Origin of the sequence: Sorangium sp. So ce1014, assembly GCF_051521505.1 — a bacterium.
GTDB lineage: Bacteria > Myxococcota_A > Polyangia > Polyangiales > Polyangiaceae > Sorangium.
This window is the reverse complement of sequence record NZ_CP150356.1, coordinates 8,955,958-8,972,049: the sequence shown is the minus strand read 5'-3', so window position 1 is coordinate 8,972,049 and position 16,092 is coordinate 8,955,958. Positions and strand designations below refer to the sequence as shown.

The following is a 16,092-nucleotide window of genomic DNA, read 5'->3' as shown; positions in this document are numbered from 1 at the left end:
GCCTCACCGGAGCGCGCCGCGCGCTGGCCGCGGCGCGATCCACGCAAGGCTCGTCGCAACAGCGCGTCGCAAAGGCTCGTCCGACAGGGCCTGATCGCCCTGAGGCAGGGCGACCCACCTCCCGTTCAACATGACCCGCTTCACGCGGCGCATCGCGCGGATGTCCGCCAGCGGGTCGCCCTCGACAAGGACGAGGTCGGCGAGCTTGCCCGGCTCGACGCTGCCGAGCCGGTCGTCGGCGCGGAAGAACCTGGCGTTCTCCAGCGTGCCGGCGACGAGGACCTCCATGGGCGAGAGGCCGCTCTCGACGAGCAGCTCCATCTCGCGCTGGTAGGCCCATCCACGCTCGGCGCCCGGCACCGTGCCGTGGGAGCCGACGACCACCCGCACGCCGGCGCGGCGCGCCGCGCCGGCGAGCTTCATCATGTTGTCGAAGCCGCGCACCTGGGCGTCCGTCGCGCCCTCGTCGCCGGCGCGGCGCTCGAAGATGGCGAGGGTGGGGGTGACGAAGGTGCCGCGCGCGGCGAGCAGCCGGAGCAGCTGGGCGGTCCGGGTCGCTTCGAGGGAGATGCCGCGAAAGACCTCGTAGCGGCCCTGAAAGCGCGCCGCGTTGTCGGCGATCACCGACTGTCGGTAGCGCTCCGCCTCGCGCGGCGGCACGAGCGCCGTGCCCAGCGAGGTGATGTGCTCGATGCCGTCGAGCCCGGCGCGGATCGCCGCGGCGGCGTCCACCGTCTCCAGGTGCGCGACGGCCACCACGCCGCGCGCGCGCGCGGCCTGCGCGACCGCCTCGACGAGCCCGAGCGACAAGCGGAAATAGACCTTGATCCCCGACGCCCCGCGCTCGACCAGCTGCTCGACGGCCCAGCGCGCCTCGGCCGCGTCGCGCACCAGCATCGCGCTCTGCGGATAGGCGGGGTACGGCCCGTCGAGCATCGGCCCCGTCAGGAAGAGCCGCGGCACCGGGCCGAGCCGGCGCGCGGCGTCGTACGCCTCGATCCAGTTCCCCGGCTCGCGCAGCGAGGTGACGCCGCGCTGGAGGAAGAGGCCGGGCAGCCCGTCGTCGCCGTCGATGTGGAAATGCGCGTCGATGAGGCCGGGCAGGACCCAGAGCCCCGCGCCACGGACGATCTCCGCGCCGGCCGGGACGTCCGTTGCGCCGCGCGCGCCCGCGGCCACGATGCGATCGCCGCGGACCACGACGACGGCGTCCCGCACGGGCGGCCCTCCACGGCCGTCCACGAGCGTCGCCCCGACGATCGCCACGGAATGCGCGGCGTCCGGCCGCGGGAGCGGGTTGATCTCCCGCGCGGGCGGGGGCTTCGGCTGCCCTTCCGGCGAGGGCCACTGCAGGGGCGTGCTCGCGCAGGCGCACAGGCCTGCGAGCGTCGCCAATAGACACACGCGCAACCGATAGCTCATCGTGCCCTCCCCGTGTCCCCAGACGCGCGACGAGCCACGCGCGTCGCCGGCGCCCCGCGACCCGCGTGGGGCCGTGTCGCTCTCGCCCAGCGCGCGCGGTCGCAGGGCGAGGCCCGATTCCGCGGTCGTGCGCGCCTCTGGCGTCGCACCTCTGATCATAGCATGTCCGGGCCGCAGGGCCGCTATCGCGAGCGCTTTCCAACTTCCACCTTCAAGTCGAAGGCGCGCTCCCGTCGATGTCCGCCTCCATCTCCAGATTCGCTCGATGCATCGAGACGCGCCGACGCTGCGGGCACCGCCGTGCGTGCCGATGGCCTGTCCGGGCTCCGTCGCGCGGCGCCCCGCGACGGCGACTACGGCGCTGTACGGCGCGGCGCAGGAGTCAGGCGATTCCCGAGCCGTTCCGGCGCTGCCGGGCTGGTCCGAGGAGCTCATGCCATGGTGTTTTGCTCGCCTGGACCGGGCGGAGCGCGGGCAGTCGGTTCTGTGCGCCGCATCGAAGATAGTTGAGCGTCACAGCCGGGGTGGAGTAGTGTGCCACCGCTGGCGCGCGGGATATGCCGCGACCGGCAGGTCCCGTTGGGACCGGCTGACGAAGCGATTCTCGAAGACTTGCGCTCATTCAAGCGCGCTGGAGGACATCATGCGTAAAATTAATCTTGTTAGCGTTGGCTCGGTGGCTCTCATCCTGGGCGCGACCGCGTTCTCCGCGGGGTGTGGGGACGACGGTGACGCGGGGTCGGGCGGGGGGACCACCGCGAGCAGCACGTCCGGGACGACCGGGACGACCGGCACGACCGGCACGGGCGGTGACGGCGGCGAGGGTGGAGCCGGCGAGGGCGGCAGCGGCGAGGGTGGCGCCGGCGAGGGTGGCGCTGGCGAGGGCGGCAGCGGCGCGGCGTGCGTGCCCTGCTCGGCGCCCCTGCTCCTTGGGGCCGACCCGGACGATCTGTGCGCCTCCTCGAAGGAAATGTACGAAGCCGTCACGGCGTGTCTCTGCGAGGCGTGTGGCGCAGCCGAGGGGGATGCCTGCTATGACTCGTGCGACCCGACAACGGACGTGGAGCCGAACGAGGCGTGCACCCTGTGCGGGCAAACGGCGGCCGCCGTTGGCGGCGCGTGCGAGACGGAGGGCGGCGCGTGCCTCGCGGACAGGGGCGAGTGATCTCGACGCGCTGAGGTCCCGGGGCTCTGCCCGGCCGACCTCCGGCGATTCACGCCGCGGCCGCAGGGGCAGGCTGGGCGCCTGCCTCCCTTGCCCCGCGTTGTTGCGGCGCTGAGCTCGGTCGACGGGGCGGTGATCTCGAAGCACGTGACCCAGTCTCCGAAGATGTCCTCGAGCTCCACCGAGGGCGCCTGTGTGTCGATCGTGAGCGCGTGCGAGAGCACGCGTTGACCCCGGTCGTACATCGGGCAGAGATGCAGCTTGTGCACGCTGCGCTCGACCGGGCGATCGTAGGTATATTTCGTCGTGTGGACGACACGGAGCTTGCGAGTCGTCCGGGTCATGTCGTGTCCTCGGTGGGCTCTCCTCGACCCGGGCGCCTGGGTCCTCGCCCGTTCGCGCGCCGGGCGCGCGTGCGCCGGGAGGATAGGGCGCCCAGCGGCCGGGCGGGCGCGGCTCGGCCGGCTCCGGGTCGCTCCCGGCGCCGGCGCGCCGCCCGTCACGTCTCGGCGCGCACCGACAGCTCGACCCGCCAGCGCTCGTTCGGCTTCTGCGCCTCGCGGGGGATCGCCTCCAGGAGCAGCGTCCCCACCTCGGTGACCGAGGCGCGCAGCTGCACCGGCACCATGTCGCCCTCGCGGCGGCCCTCGGTGGGCAGGGTGACCTCGATCGGGGAGAGCTCCTCGAGCTCGCCGGGCTTCCAGGCCTCGAGCTCGGCCCCGGCCTGGTCGTCCCGGCGCACCGACGAGCTGAAGAAGCGGAAGCGCACCGGCTCGCCGACCACCACGCCGAACTCCTGCGGCGGCAGCGTCGCCTCGGTGCCCTCCTCCATGCCGAACGGCGCGAGGCAGAGCGCCGTGATCGGCGGCTCCAGGCCGGGCACCGCGGGCACGGCCCCCTCGATGCCCACGTAGTAGGCCCGCGCCGTCCCGCCGCGGATCCTGAGCCCCCGGCCGCGCCGCGCCAGGCCGTAGGCGGCCGCGCCGCGCGCGACCGCGAGATCCAGGTCCTCGGTCGGGAGCACCCGCGGCCGGGGCGCGCCGTCCTCCTCGAGCCAGGCGCCGAGCGTCGCGATCAGCCGCTCGCGCAGGGCCGCGCTCTTCATGACGCCCCCGTTGAAGAGCACCGCCGTCGGGTGCAGGAGGAGCGGCGCGCGGCCGGCCTCGGCGCCCTCCGCCCCCCTCGGGACGAAGCCCTCCAGCTTCGATGTCGCGCCGGCCTGCCGCCCCAGGAACGCGGCGAGGTGGCGGGTGATCGCCGGGTCCTGCGCGTACGGCAGGCCGAGCTGCGTCAGGCCGGCGCGCGCCCGGGTCGCGGGGCGCGCGGAGGACGGGACCTCGGGGAAGAACCCGTCCACGAGCGTCCGCGTGATCTCGTCGCGCGTGAGCTCGGTCCGGATCGACGCCCCGAGCAGCTTCGAGCCGCGGCCGGCGATCACGATCGGCGCCTCGGTCATCGACGGATCGCCGAGCAGCCGCTCCTTCGCGACGCGCGCCGCGTGGGTGAGCGACGCCATCTGCCAGCGGTCGAGCTCCTTGCCCTCGGCCGCGAGCTTGGCCTTCACGACGTGCGCGAGCGCGAGGTCCATGTTGTCGCCGCCGAGCAGGATGTGGTCGCCGACCGCCACGCGGACGAGCTCGAGCGAGCCCTCGCGCGGGACCGCGGCGATCGCCGAGAAGTCGGTGGTCCCGCCGCCGACGTCGACGACGAGCAGCACGTCGCCCGGCTCGAGGTGCTTGCGCCACGCCTCGCCGGCCGCGTCGATCCAGGCGTACACGGCCGCCTGCGGCTCCTCGAGCAGCGTGAGGTCCTCGAACCCCGCGGCGCTCGCCGCCTCGACGGTGAGCTCGCGCGCGGCGGCGTCGAACGACGCGGGCACGGTGATCACGAGCTCCTGCTTCGCGAGGGCGAGCTCGGGATCGTCCTTCGCGAGCTCTTGGTCCCACGCCTCGGTGAGGTGCTCGAGGTACCGCCACGACGCCTCGACCGGCGAGATCTTCTCGATGTCCTCGGGCGCGCCGATCGGCAGCGTCGGCCCGCGCCGGTCGATGCCCGGGTGGCACAGCCAGCTCTTCGCGCTGGAGATGAGGCGCGCCGGCGCGTCGACCCCGCGGGCGCGGGCGTGCTCGCCGACCGCGAAGCGCCGCTCGGCGTCCCACGGCAGCGCCTGGAGGCCCTCGCTCTCGTGGGGGATGTACATGAAGGAGGGCAGGAGCGGCCGCGGCTCGAGCGCGCCCTGCGCCACGAGCTGCGGCACGGCCATCACCTCGGGCGACGGCGCGAGCCGCGGGTCGGCGCCGTCCTCGGGGAGGCGCGCGTAGGAGAGCGCGCAGTGGGTGGTGCCGAGATCGATGCCGATGATGTAACGCGCGCTCACAGCTCGACCTCCGCGGGGGCGAGGATCCTGGCGTCGTGGCCGGCGACCGGCGTCGGCAGCGACAGCTCGTCGACGCGCCAGCCCCGGTGGCGCAGCGCCCCTCGGTACGGCGCGCTCCCGGACACGTTGCCGATGAGCTTGATCTCGGACGGGTTGTAGCCGGACTCCAGCGTCACCTTCGCCCCCTCCTCCTCGCGCCGCACGGGCGCGAGCTTCGCATGGCTGCGCAGCGCCTTGCGGCAGCCCTCATGGACCATCCTCGCCGCCACCCCGACGTCCGCGTCGCCGAAGGAGGCGATGTCCTGCTCGAGGAAGTCGACAAGCCGCCCTTCGCGCTGGAGCAGCGAGAGCAGCTGGAGCGCCGAGCTCACGCCGGGTGCGGGTGCGGGCTCGATCGACACGGCTTCGGGCGCGGGCGCCGCGCCGCTCTTTCGAGCTCGCTCGAGCTTCTGCGGCTCGGCCCGCTCAGCTGGCGGCAGGGCGGCGGCCGCCTCGCGCGCCTGCCAGGCCCGCGCGGCGAACCGAGGATCGAACAGCACGCGGAAGAAGCATGCGAAGGCGAACCAGAGCCGCGTGGACCAGGGGAGCGGGGGATCGTGGAGATCGGCCACGGCGAGAGCCTAACGCCGGGCGTCGCGATCGGCACAGAGACCGGCGCGCCGGGCAGGGGAGCGGAAGCCCGGCGCCGCCGTCCAGGCCAACGCCGCCCCGGTCAGAAGGACGCCCGGAGGACGGGAACGCGGAGCTCGTGCCCCTGCGCCACGCCGAATTTGAACATTTCGTCCTGCGAGTACAGCGGCTTCAGCGAGAGCGCCGGCATGCCGAGCGCGACCCGGCGCGGCGTGATGTCGACGAGGCCGAGCCGGGGCTCTTCCCGGCGGAGGCCCCGCAGGACCGGCGCTGCGTCCGTCGTGATCTGGACGTTGACGCCCGGCTGGGGAGGTTCGGCGGCCGGCTCGTTGCGGATCGGCTCGCTCTGGTCGGTCTCCGGGGGCTTGTACGCGGTGGCGTTCAGGGTAACGACGAGGGTCGGGATGACCAGCGCCATGCCGCCGGCGAGCATGTAGAGCGGCACCTCCGCGGGCGGCTCCGAGGCCTCGATGAAGTAGCCGGCGACGCCGCCCCCCACCGCGCCGAGCCCGCCGAAGACGAGGTACGGCCAGGCGCGCTCGACCCCGATGGCCCCCATGGTCAGCATCACGACCTCGCCGCCGAGCAGCGCGCCGCCGACGATCCCCTTGCCGTCGACGCTCACCCTGTCGCTCGTCTCCTGGGCGCTCGCGCGCCCGGGAGCGCCGGCGAGCACCGCCGCCGCCACCGACGCTCCTGCCAGACAATGCGCTGCCTTTCGATTCATGCGGTTGATCGGCATCGTGTTTTCCCCGTGTCGATGGTCGCGGAGCCCGCGAGGGCTCTCGCTCTGGACCGCCGCCGGCCGCGCGTCGTGCAGGCGTCCGGTCCGGCCGGCCGGCGGCCCCACCTGGGCCGTCGAGCCGTTCTCGATTTGTGAACCGCTGGCGGAGCGAGCGGGTGCGCACGCACGTCCTCTCTCCTCCAGCGAAGCCGGTTGGGCGAGCCTAGCACGGGTTTCAAGGCTCCGAACCGCTGCATTGCCCGTGCGGAGGATGGGTGGTATGGGTCCACCGGCGTCGGGCCGTGGTCCGCCGCCTGCCGCCGCGCGCGCGGCATCCTTCGAAGGAAGACCTCTATGGGCCGCATCGGACCGCTGGAAATCGCCCTTCTCATCGGGGTTGCCTTGCTCCTCTTCGGCGCGGGCAGGATCGCTGACATCGGCAAGGGGATCGGCGAGGGCATCCGGAACTTCAAGAAGGGGATCCGCGACGACGACGACGAGGAGCCCAAGCAGCTCCCCGCGAAGCCCGAAACGAAGGAAGAGGACACACAGAAGCCCGTGTAGCGCCCGCACCGGATCGCGGTGCTCGAGGCCAGCACGGGTCGATGTCGGGTGTCGACGCTCGCCGGCGCGCGTCTATACTCGATCGCCGTATGCCTCACCGACTCCTGGAGCGCATCCTCAAGGCGCTCGTTGTCTCCGCCGCGTTCCCGCTGGCAGCGTACTTCGTTCTTCAGTTCGGCCCCGGAGGGCTCTGGCGTGGGTTCGAGCCGGCGCTCGCGGTCACCGGGCAGGTGGCCAAGGCGCCGTACGACCTCACCCGCCTCGAGGCCGTGAACGAGACGCTCAAGATGATCCGGGACAAGTACGTCGAGCCGGATCGCGTCAAGCCGAAGGAGATGCTGCTGTCGGCGCTGAACGCCGTGCAGCGCGACGTCGCGCAGGTGATCGTCCTCAACGAGGATCCGAACGAGGTCACCGTCCGCGTCGAGACCAGCGAGAAGAAGTTCCGGATCGACAACATCCAGGGCCCCTGGGACGTCTCCGCGCGCCTCCGCGAGGTCTTCGGCTTCCTGCAGAAGAACCTCAAGGGCACGGAGGTCGATCTGCGCGACGTCGAGTACGCCGCGTGCAACGGCATGCTGCACACGCTCGACCCGCACTCGTCGTTCCTGAGCCCCGAGGCGTACAAGGAGATGAACCTCTCCACGTCGGGCGCGTTCGGCGGGCTCGGCGTCGTGATCTCGATCCGCGACCAGATGCTCACCGTCCTGAACCCGATGCCCGACACGCCCGCGGGCAGGGCGGGCCTCAAGCGGCTCGATCGGATCGTGAAGATCAACAACGAGTCGACGCTCAACATGCCGCTCGACGACGCCGTGCGGAGGCTCCGCGGCGACCCCGGCACCGCGGTCACCGTGTGGGTGACGCGCGAGGGCGAAGGCGGGTGGCAGGGCTCGAAGGCGTTCGAGCTGACCCGCGAGGTGATCAAGGTCCGGTCCGTCGAGTCGCGCGCGCTGGACGGCGGCGTCGCCTACGTCCGGCTCAAGACGTTCCAGGCGACCTCGACCGCCGAGCTCGACGCGGCGCTCGACGGGCTGCGCGCCAAGGGCCAGCTGAAGGGGCTCGTGCTCGACCTGCGCGGCAACCCGGGCGGCCTGCTCGATCAGGCCGCGCGCATCGCCGACAAGTTCCTCGCCGACGGCGTCATCGTCTCGACGGTCGGCGCCTCCGAGGGGCGCGAGGAGAAGCGCGCCAAGGGCCCCGGCACGGAGCCGCCGTACCCGATGGTGGTGCTCGTGAGCGGCAACAGCGCGAGCGCGAGCGAGATCGTGGCGGGCGCGCTGAAGAACAACGACCGCGCCGTCATCGTGGGCTCGCAGACGTTCGGCAAGGGCAGCGTGCAGCTCGTCTTCCCCGACGTCACGGCGGAGAAGGCGGCCCTCAAGCTGACGATCGCGCAGTACCTGACGCCGGGCGACATCTCGATCCAGGGCGTCGGCGTCACGCCGGACATCGAGCTCGATCCGATGACGGTCGACGAGCTCGAGATGGATCTCACCGTGCAGAAAGACGGGCTCCGGGAGCGCGACCTCTCGGCGCACCTCTCGAACGCGCGCGCGGCGGCGGCGGGCAAGCCGTCCGAGGTCGTCCGCTACCAGCTCACGAGCGCCGAGCGCGAGGCGATGCGCGATCGCGGGGGCGACATCGACGAGGACTTCGCCCTCGACTTCCCGATCCGCTTCGCGCGGGAGCTCGCCGCGCGGATGCCGCCCACCACCCCGAGGATCCAGCAGCTCCGGGCGGTGCACGACTACATCGAGCAGGTCGGCAAGGAGGAGCTCGGCAAGGTCGCGTCCGAGCTGGCGAGGCTCGGCGTCGACTGGTCCGACGCGCCCGAGGGCGCCGCCGCCACCCCGGCGGCCAAGTCCGAGCTCGACGTGAAGGTCGAGACCGATCGCCCGAACGCCGAGGTGACCGCGGGCCAGCCGATGGAGCTCCGGGTCACGGTCAAGAACAACGGCAAGCAGCCGGTCTATCGCCTGCGCGGGACGACGGAGAGCGACAACCTGTACTTCGACAGCAAGGAGCTCATCTTCGGCAAGATCGGCCCCGGCCAGACGAAGACCGCGAAGACGCCGCTCGGCTGGTGCGAGGTCGAGGGGCGGAAGGTCGGCTCGACGAAGCCGAGGAAGGCGAACGAGAAGCGCGCCTGCAAGATCCCGATGGACGCCCTCTCGCGGAGCGACGGGCTCAAGGTGAAGTTCGAGATCTCCGGCGCGCCGGAGCCGTCCGCCGTCGAGATCCGGCCCACGGTGCGCGCGCTCGACCGGCCGCTCTTCCAGTATGCCTACCAGATCGCCGACGACCGCGAGGGCAACGGCGACGGGCTCATCCAGAAGGGTGAGCGGGTCAGCATGTACCTGACCGTCAAGAACGTCGGCAAGGGGCCGTCGTACGAGACGCAGGCGAACATCGCGAACCTCTCCGGCGACGGGCTCCTGCTGCACGCCGGGCGCTTCGACGTCTCGAACATCAAGCCGGGCGACGTGCGCAAGGTGGTCTTCAGCTTCGACGTCGAGCCGCAGCTGTCGGAGCCCGAGGCGACCCTCACGCTCTCAGTCGGCGATCGCGATCTCCGCGAGTTCGCCAGCGAGAAGGTGAAGATCCCGATCTCTCCGCGCGTCCAGCTCACGGGCGGCGGCTCCACCGTGAAGGTCGGCGCGCAGGGGGCGGCGCTGCTCCCGTCGCCGGAGGCGAGCGCGCGCGGCTTCGGCCGGCTCCAGGCGGGCGCCCTGGTCAAGGTGCTCGGCGAGGCGCCGGGTGGGTTCCTCAAGGTCGATCTCGGCGCGGGCCGCTTCGCGTTCGTCGCGGCGCGGGAGGTGGGCGCGGGCGGCGGGCCGGCGCCCGTGGCGATCGCGTTCGAGGACGTCTACTCGCACGCGCCGCCGACGCTCGACATCGCCGCGGCGGCGCTGGCGACGACCGCTGGCACCGTGAAGATCACGGGGACGGCGTCGGACAGCGAGCGGCTCCTCGACGCCTTCATCTTCGTCGGGTCGCGGAAGCTCTATTACAAGTCGAACCGCGACGGCGCGGACCCGAAGAGGACCGAGTTCTCGTTCGAGGCGCCGCTCCGGCCGGGGGTGAACGTCATCACCGTGGTCGCGCGCGAGACGCCCGACACCACCACGCGGCGCACGCTTGTGGTGCGCAAGGACGGGCCTGATGGCTCGATCCTGAAGACCCCGAAGTCCGACAATCCGGTGGACGACTGGATTGCGGAGCGCGGGGGCGAGGACTAAGGCGCCCGGCATGAAGGGGATGGATGACGGTCGTCGAGGGCGGTGCTCCGCCGGGCTGCCCTGCCCGGCGAGGATCTGGTAGCCTCTCCCCGTGGGACTCCTCGCCTGGCTCGGCCTTAAGCAGGGGGGTTCATTTCCGAACCTCGACGCCCTCCTGCAGGAGCTCCGCACGGCGCTCCCGGACGACGAAGCGGTGGTCCTCCGCTACATCGCGACCGTCATCGTCCTGCTCGGCAAGGTCGCCTGCGTCGACGGCCGGTTCTCCGACAAGGAAGACGAGCTGCTCCGCGAGCTGCTCACGCACATCGACGGGCTCGCGCCGAGCGGGGTCGAGGCGGTGTTCAACGCCCTCCAGGGCAAGCTGCCCGCGCTCCAGGAGGGCGAGGTCGACCGCTGCTACCGCGAGCTCAAGGCGCTCTGCAACGCGAGCGAACGGGTCGAGGTCGTGCGCCTCCTGATCCGGCTCGCGGCAGCGGACGGCGCGCCCACGCCGGCCGAGCGGGCCGAGATCGAGCGCATCGCCGAGGAGCTCGGCGTCTCGCTCGCCGACATCGAGCCGGACCTCGCCAGCGAGACCGGCGGTCAGGCCGGCTCCACGGCCCCGGCGGATGATCGCGGCGAGCCCGGCGACGAGACCCCGGCGTGAGCAGAGCCGCGGCGCCGCTCGGCTGATCAGTCGCGCGCGTCGCGCTGCTCTGCGCCGGCCTCAGGGCTCGATGCGCGGCTCGCCCGGCGCTGCTTCAGCGCCGTGAGCGTCACGAAGAGGACGAACAGGACGGCCCCGAGCACCGCCACGAGCACGCCGAAGTTGAAGAGGTAGTGCGCGCCCTGCGCGCCGCCCACCCCCATCAGGAAGATGCCGAGCAGCGCGATGCCCGCGCCGATGACGGGATCGGGGCCGGCGTTGTTCTCCGAAGTCGCACGCGAGAGCCCGCTCCCCTGGACCCCGCCAGCCTCGTTGCTCATCGGATGGCTCACAGGGGGAGCTTAGCAAACTGGTCAACGGGCCGAAACCCGCCAGCGCCGTACCCGGGCTATGCTGCCCGGGTGAGCACGCCCACGCACCCCCTGAACGACCGTCCTCCCCGTCCCGTGTCGCCTGATTTCGCCGGGCGCCGCGTCATCACCTTCGAGAGCCGCCGCGCCGCCGAGATGGCCTCGTTGATCCAGCGGAATGGCGGTGTCCCCGTCACGGCGCCGACGCTCCGCGAGGTGCCCATCGAGCGGAACGAGCGCGCGCTCGACTTCGCGCGGCGCCTCGCGGCCGCCGAGTTCGACCTCGTGATCCTGATGACCGGCGCCGGGACCCGGGCGCTCGTGGCCGAGGCGGCCCCCGCGCTGGAGCCGGGCCAGGGCGGCGGCGCGGCGCCCGACGGCGCGGCGCCCGATGGCGACGGGGGCGCAGGCGCCCAGGGCGTATCCCTCATGACGGCGGCGCTCTCTTCCGTGCAGCTCGTCGTGCGCGGCCCCAAGCCGGCCGCGGCGCTGCGCGAGCTGGGCGTGAGCCGCTTCATCACCGTCCCGGAGCCGAACACCTGGCGAGAGATCATCGAGGTCGTCCGCGGGCTCGGCGACCTCAGCGGAAAGCGCATCGCTGTCCAGGAGCACGGCGCGCCGAGCCACGAGCTCTACGCCGGGCTCGAGGCGGCCGGCGCCCGGGTCACGCCGGTGCCCGTGTACCGCTGGGCGCTCCCGGAGGACACCGCGCCGCTCCGGCAGGCGCTCCGTCTCCTGGCCGACGGCGGCGCGGCGATCACGCTCTTCACGAGCCGCGCGCAGGTCGAGCACGCGCTCCTCGTGGCGGCCGAGGAGGGGCTCGTCGAGCGGCTGCGCGCCGGGCTCGCGCGGGGCGTGGTGGCGTCGATCGGGCCGGTCTGTTCGGAGGCGCTGCGCGCCGAGGGGATCGAGCCCGACTTCGAGCCCGAGCACCCGAAGATGGGTCACCTGGTCAAGGCCGCGGCCGTGCGCTCGGGCGAGATCCTCGACCGCAAGGGGAACCAGGGCGACGCGCCCCTGCCGGCTCAGTCTTCGTAGTCGTCGTACTCGCCGTCGCTCTCGTCGGCGGACCGCGCCACCGTCGCCGGCCGCGGCGCGAGGCCGGGCTCCGCGCCGGCGGCCGCGGCGGACGCGGGCTGATGCGCGTGCCCCCGGTCGATCAGCTCGGCGCGGTAGAGCACGCGCCCGTCCTCGGAGGTGATCTCGCCGCCCACGTCGCCCCAGGCGAAGTCGTCGCTCTGGAGCGTGCGCATCGTCGCCTTCGTCCTGCCGATGCGCACGCGGAAGCTGGTCTTCTGGCACGCGATGGAGGCGCCGCCGACCTCGACGTTCACCGCCTCGCTGCCGAGCACTTCCTCGTTCTCGTCGGCGGCGAGCGCGGTCTTGGCCATCATCGCGTCGTAGACCGAGAGGGTCGCGGGCCGCTCGGCGCCGTCGTCGACCCACGCCGCGCTGAGGATCTCGCCGCGCCGGCTGGGCGCGTCGCTCATGCGGACGCGCAGCGCCTCGGTCTCCTTGCCGTCCTCGAGGGTCACGTCAACAACGAGGACGTCCCCCTCGCGCGCGACGACCCGCTGCGTGAGGAGCAGCGGCGTCTTCCTGAAGCTGCCCGAGAACCGGTGGGCCACGTAATCGCCGGGCGCGCGCGCGGGGGCCGTCTCGTCCGCGACCGGGCCGCTCGCCTCGGTCGAGCCCTTCGCGCGCTGCGGGACCTCGCGCTGCGCCTGGGCCGCTGCCTTGGCGGAGGCGCCCTGGGGGCGGTCAGCTCGAGCGTTCGTTCCGATCCCGGCGCCGCAGCCGGCGGCCAGGACCGAGGTGAGGACGGCGAAGAGCAGCGGTCGGTTCATGCACCTCCGGTACAGGAGGGCGCTGGCCACGGCCCAATTTCTGGCATTTCCATGGACGCGCCGGGCCTCGTGCGAGGCGGCGCGCCGGCGGTGCTCAGGGCAGCTTGCCGCTCGGGAGGAGATCGTCGAAGGCGGCGTCGAACTCGTCCGCGATCATCTCGGCGCCGACCGCGCGTGCGGCCGGCTTCGGGACGTCGATGCGGCGCAGCCGCTCCGCGACGCTGCCGCGCGGGTCGCTGTAGCTCGGGCTCATCCGGGCGACGCGCTGGAAGTAGTAGTGCGCCTGCTCGGGGATGCCGCGCACCTCGTAGGCGTTCGCGATCTCGTACGTCAGCGCGAGCTCCTGCTCGACCGTCTTGTGCGAGGCGTGCAGCCCCCGGATGAGCGCGTCGACGCCCCCCTCGATGTTGCCCATCTGCAGGTAGGTGACGCCGATCATCGACTGGCAGACGCACTCGCGCCCGGGGTCGCGGGCGGCGAGCTCGAACTCGGCGATGGCGTCCGCGTAGAGGCCCATCTCCTTGTACGCGACCCCGAGATCGTAGTGCGTCGACGCGTCGGACTCGGAGATCTGCGCCGCGACGCCGGCCTTGAACTGCTCGAAGACGCTCTCGACGCTGACCTGCCGAGGATCGTCCTGGACGCCTGTCACCGAGCCCGGCGCGACCTCGAGCTCGTCGATCAGCTTGAGCGACTCGGCGATGTCGAACGCGCGGTCCTCGTCCGGCCGCTCGCTGCCGCGCGGGACGACCCGCGTGCCGCTCTCGTTGTCGGTCGCCGCGCGCGCCACGCGCGCATCCGACGCCAGGTCGGTGACCTCGCGCAGCCGCTCCATCAGGAGCGGGTGGTTCGGCAGCCGCGCGAGCTGCTCCTCGAGGATGTTCCGCGCCTCCTCGAACATCCCGTGCTGCGCGAAGAACTCGACCTCCTCGAGGGCGTCCTCGTCGAGCGCGTCGGCGCGCCGCAGGGACCCCGGCGGCACGGAGCGCCCCGACGCCGGCCGGACCGACCCCGGCCGGGCCGACGCCGGGCTGTACAGGGCCGGCGGCGCGGCGAGCACGGGGGGCGGCGGCATCGAGGAGGGCGGCGGCGGCGCCTGCGAGGCGGCGACCGCCAGGGGGTGCTCGGGCGAACGGCTCGGGCTGACCGACGCCGTCTCCTCCTCGTCGTCGACGTCGTCCAGCTCATCGAGCGGCTCGGCGTCCTCGACGTCCTCGACCTCCTCGACCTCCTCGACGTCGTCGATCGGGAAGCTCGGCAGCGGCGGCTCGTTCGCGAACGGATCGTCGAGGTGCGTGACGAGCTGCGGTCGCCGGGGGAGCGCCTCGACGACGCCGTCCTCGTCGAGGGTGTACGCGGGCAGCGGCGCGTCGGGATCGTAGAGATCCTGGCTCGGCACCTCGGACGCGTACGCGTCGTTCTCGCCGGACATCGGCGAGACCTCCGGCCCGGTGTGCTCCTCGTCGGCGAGCTCGTCGTCCTGCGGCACGGCGTAGCCGAGGAGGTTGAGCATCTCCGTGGCCTGGGCGTGGCCGGGATCGAGGAGCAGCACCTCGTCGAGGAGCCGCGCGGCGTCGTCGACGGCGCCCTCGCCGGACAGCTGCTGCGCGAACGCGAGCATCTGCTCGATGGCGCCGTCCTGGTCGCCCGCCTCGATGAGGACGTCGCAGAGCTTCTCGCGCAGCTCGCGCGCGGACGGCAGCCGGGCGATGCCGCCCTTGAGGAGGGCGACCGCCTTGTCGTACTGGCGGTCGCGCCGGAGGCTCTCGGCGTGCGCGACGAGCTGCCGCGGGCTCGCGACCGGGGTCGTCGACGGCTGCGACGCGCGCAGCGGGATCGGCGCCGCGGACGAGGGCTCGGCGTCCTCGACCTCGAGCTCCTCCGCCTCGTCGTCCTCGTCGATCTCGACGTCGATCGACGCGCGCGTGCTCCTCGAGGAGGGCACGAGCTGGGCGGCGAGCTGGCGCACACCCTCGTCGTTCGGGGCGCGCGCCACCAGGGCGGAGATGAGGGCGGTGAAGTGGTCGACCCGCCCGGCCTCCTTGGCGATGCGCGCCGACTCCTTCTGCACCTCGATCGCCTTGGCCGGCTGCCCGAGCAGGTCGAAGGCGCGGGCGAGGAGCGCGAGCGTCTCCAGGTCCCGCGGGTTCTCCTTGAACGCGATCTGCAGCTTGGTGAGGGCCGACATCCCGTCGCTCGGGTCGCCGCGGTCGAGGTAGATCTCGGCGGCCATGCGGGCGAAGCGGGCGTCCGGGCGGTGCTGCAGCAGGCGCTCGACCACCTTGAGCGCGTCGTCGTACCGGCCGAGCTTGAGCAGGAGCTCCGCCGCCGTCCCGAAGCGCTGGATCGCGCCGTCGTAGTCGCGGACCCGGATCAGCGCCTCGGCGAGGCGGAGATAGGCAAGCGGGTTGTTCGGGTCGAGGTCGACGACCCGCTTGAAGATGTCGATCGCGTCGCGGTCGCGCCCCGCGCGGAGGAGGCGCGTCGCCACCTCGTCGTAGGCGGCGAGCGCGTCGCTCGTGAGCCCGAGGTGCGTGTAGATCTCGGCGAGGCGCGGGACGATGTGGCCGAAGCGGTCCTCGTACTGCGGGACGTGCTTGTGGATGATCTCGCGGATCTGCTTGTAAACGGCGATCGCTTTGAGCGCGAAGCCCTGAAGGGAGTAGAACTGGCCGACGCGCTCGTAGGTGGTGATCGCCTCGACGTACTCCTCCGTCTTCAGGTAGAGGTCGCCGATCTTGAGCAGCGTCCGGACGTCCTTCGGATCCTCCGCGACCAGCTTCTGGTACTCGACGATCGCCCTGTCGAAGCGCTTCCGCTCGACAAGCTTCTGCGCGGTCTGGAGCACCTTGTCGCGATCGACCGCCACGGCGATGGGAATCTCCTACTGAGGACAGCGAGGCGTGGCTCGGGCGCCCGCCGGCATCCCTCGCCTCACCATCTAAAAACACCTAGCCAATCCCGCCACCACGTACAAGCGCGCGGCATCGGAAGTTCCGAAGCTACCGCCAAGGTGCTTGTTTGCAGCGTGCGCTCCCCGCGGGCTCGCCCGGGGACGCGGCGACCGCGGGGGCGGCCGCCGCGAGCCCCCGCCCCGGTCGGACGCTGGGCGGTCCGGTCGAGGC

The 16,092-nt window shown here is 72.6% G+C and carries 12 protein-coding genes and 1 pseudogene; 5 read left to right on the top strand and 8 right to left on the bottom strand.

Annotation, left to right across the window (positions count from 1 at the left end; translation table 11 throughout):
* Positions 1-3: 3 nt before the first annotated feature.
* Positions 4-1,422, bottom strand: coding sequence for an amidohydrolase family protein (locus tag WME75_RS34020; RefSeq protein WP_437479567.1), 1,419 nt, complete (start codon positions 1,420-1,422; stop codon positions 4-6).
* Between the two features lie 676 nt (positions 1,423-2,098).
* Here WME75_RS34020 and WME75_RS34015 point away from each other — a divergent pair.
* Positions 2,099-2,587: a hypothetical protein gene (locus WME75_RS34015; protein WP_437479564.1), complete on the top strand. Its 489-nt coding sequence runs from the start codon at positions 2,099-2,101 to the stop codon at positions 2,585-2,587.
* 122 nt (positions 2,588-2,709) lie between these two features.
* Here the strand turns inward: WME75_RS34015 and WME75_RS34010 are convergent.
* From WME75_RS34010 to WME75_RS33995, 4 genes and pseudogenes are all read right to left on the bottom strand, one after another.
* Positions 2,710-2,931: pseudogene (locus WME75_RS34010) on the bottom strand (transglutaminase N-terminal domain-containing protein); the annotation flags it as partial.
* A gap of 155 nt (positions 2,932-3,086) precedes the next feature.
* Positions 3,087-4,964 carry an Hsp70 family protein gene (locus tag WME75_RS34005; protein ID WP_437479561.1) on the bottom strand — a complete coding sequence of 626 codons (1,878 nt, stop codon included), beginning with the start codon at positions 4,962-4,964 and terminating at the stop codon, positions 3,087-3,089.
* Entirely contained in the window at positions 4,961-5,575 is a 615-nt protein-coding gene (locus WME75_RS34000) for a DUF2760 domain-containing protein (RefSeq protein ID WP_437479558.1), read from the bottom strand. The genes WME75_RS34005 and WME75_RS34000 overlap by 4 nt, the downstream gene beginning before the upstream one ends.
* A gap of 101 nt (positions 5,576-5,676) precedes the next feature.
* Complete coding sequence (locus WME75_RS33995) at positions 5,677-6,321, bottom strand: hypothetical protein (RefSeq protein WP_437479555.1); 645 nt, start codon at positions 6,319-6,321, stop codon at positions 5,677-5,679.
* Positions 6,322-6,672: 351 nt separating this feature from the next.
* Here WME75_RS33995 and WME75_RS33990 point away from each other — a divergent pair, with 351 nt between their 5' ends.
* The 3 genes from WME75_RS33990 (at position 6,673) to WME75_RS33980 (ending at position 10,770) form a co-directional block, all read left to right on the top strand.
* Positions 6,673-6,882, top strand: a complete 210-nt coding sequence (locus WME75_RS33990; RefSeq protein ID WP_437479552.1) for a Sec-independent protein translocase subunit TatA/TatB — start codon at positions 6,673-6,675, stop codon at positions 6,880-6,882.
* Positions 6,883-6,971: 89 nt separating this feature from the next.
* A complete protein-coding gene (locus tag WME75_RS33985; protein ID WP_437479550.1) occupies positions 6,972-10,124 on the top strand; it encodes an MXAN_5808 family serine peptidase in 3,153 nt (1,050 codons plus the stop codon).
* A gap of 91 nt (positions 10,125-10,215) precedes the next feature.
* Positions 10,216-10,770 (top strand): TerB family tellurite resistance protein, encoded by a 555-nt coding sequence (locus tag WME75_RS33980; RefSeq protein WP_437479547.1) that lies wholly within the window; start codon positions 10,216-10,218, stop codon positions 10,768-10,770.
* Between the two features lie 26 nt (positions 10,771-10,796).
* On the opposite strand, the gene WME75_RS33975 is transcribed toward WME75_RS33980, so the two are convergent.
* Entirely contained in the window at positions 10,797-11,102 is a 306-nt protein-coding gene (locus WME75_RS33975) for a hypothetical protein (protein ID WP_437479544.1), read from the bottom strand.
* A 69-nt stretch (positions 11,103-11,171) separates the two neighbouring features.
* On the opposite strand from WME75_RS33975, the gene WME75_RS33970 reads away from it, so the two are divergent.
* Positions 11,172-12,158: a uroporphyrinogen-III synthase gene (locus tag WME75_RS33970; RefSeq protein ID WP_437479542.1), complete on the top strand. Its 987-nt coding sequence runs from the start codon at positions 11,172-11,174 to the stop codon at positions 12,156-12,158.
* Here the strand turns inward: WME75_RS33970 and WME75_RS33965 are convergent.
* Complete coding sequence (locus tag WME75_RS33965; RefSeq protein WP_437479539.1) at positions 12,146-12,967, bottom strand: hypothetical protein; 822 nt, start codon at positions 12,965-12,967, stop codon at positions 12,146-12,148. The genes WME75_RS33970 and WME75_RS33965 overlap by 13 nt on opposite strands.
* Before the next feature lie 94 nt (positions 12,968-13,061).
* Positions 13,062-15,836, bottom strand: coding sequence for a tetratricopeptide repeat protein (locus WME75_RS33960; protein ID WP_437479536.1), 2,775 nt, complete (start codon positions 15,834-15,836; stop codon positions 13,062-13,064).
* Positions 15,837-16,092: the final 256 nt, after the last annotated feature.

Excerpts from the sequence above, each read along its gene's own strand:
- WME75_RS33995 (WP_437479555.1), bottom strand. The coding sequence starts at position 6,321 with ATGAATCGAAAGGCAGCGCATTGTCTGGCAGGAGCGTCGGTGGCGGCG.
- WME75_RS33990 (WP_437479552.1), top strand. The coding sequence starts at position 6,673 with ATGGGCCGCATCGGACCGCTGGAAATCGCCCTTCTCATCGGGGTTGCC.
- WME75_RS33985 (WP_437479550.1), top strand. The coding sequence starts at position 6,972 with ATGCCTCACCGACTCCTGGAGCGCATCCTCAAGGCGCTCGTTGTCTCC.
- WME75_RS34020 (WP_437479567.1), bottom strand. The coding sequence starts at position 1,422 with ATGAGCTATCGGTTGCGCGTGTGTCTATTGGCGACGCTCGCAGGCCTG.
- WME75_RS33965 (WP_437479539.1), bottom strand. The coding sequence starts at position 12,967 with ATGAACCGACCGCTGCTCTTCGCCGTCCTCACCTCGGTCCTGGCCGCC.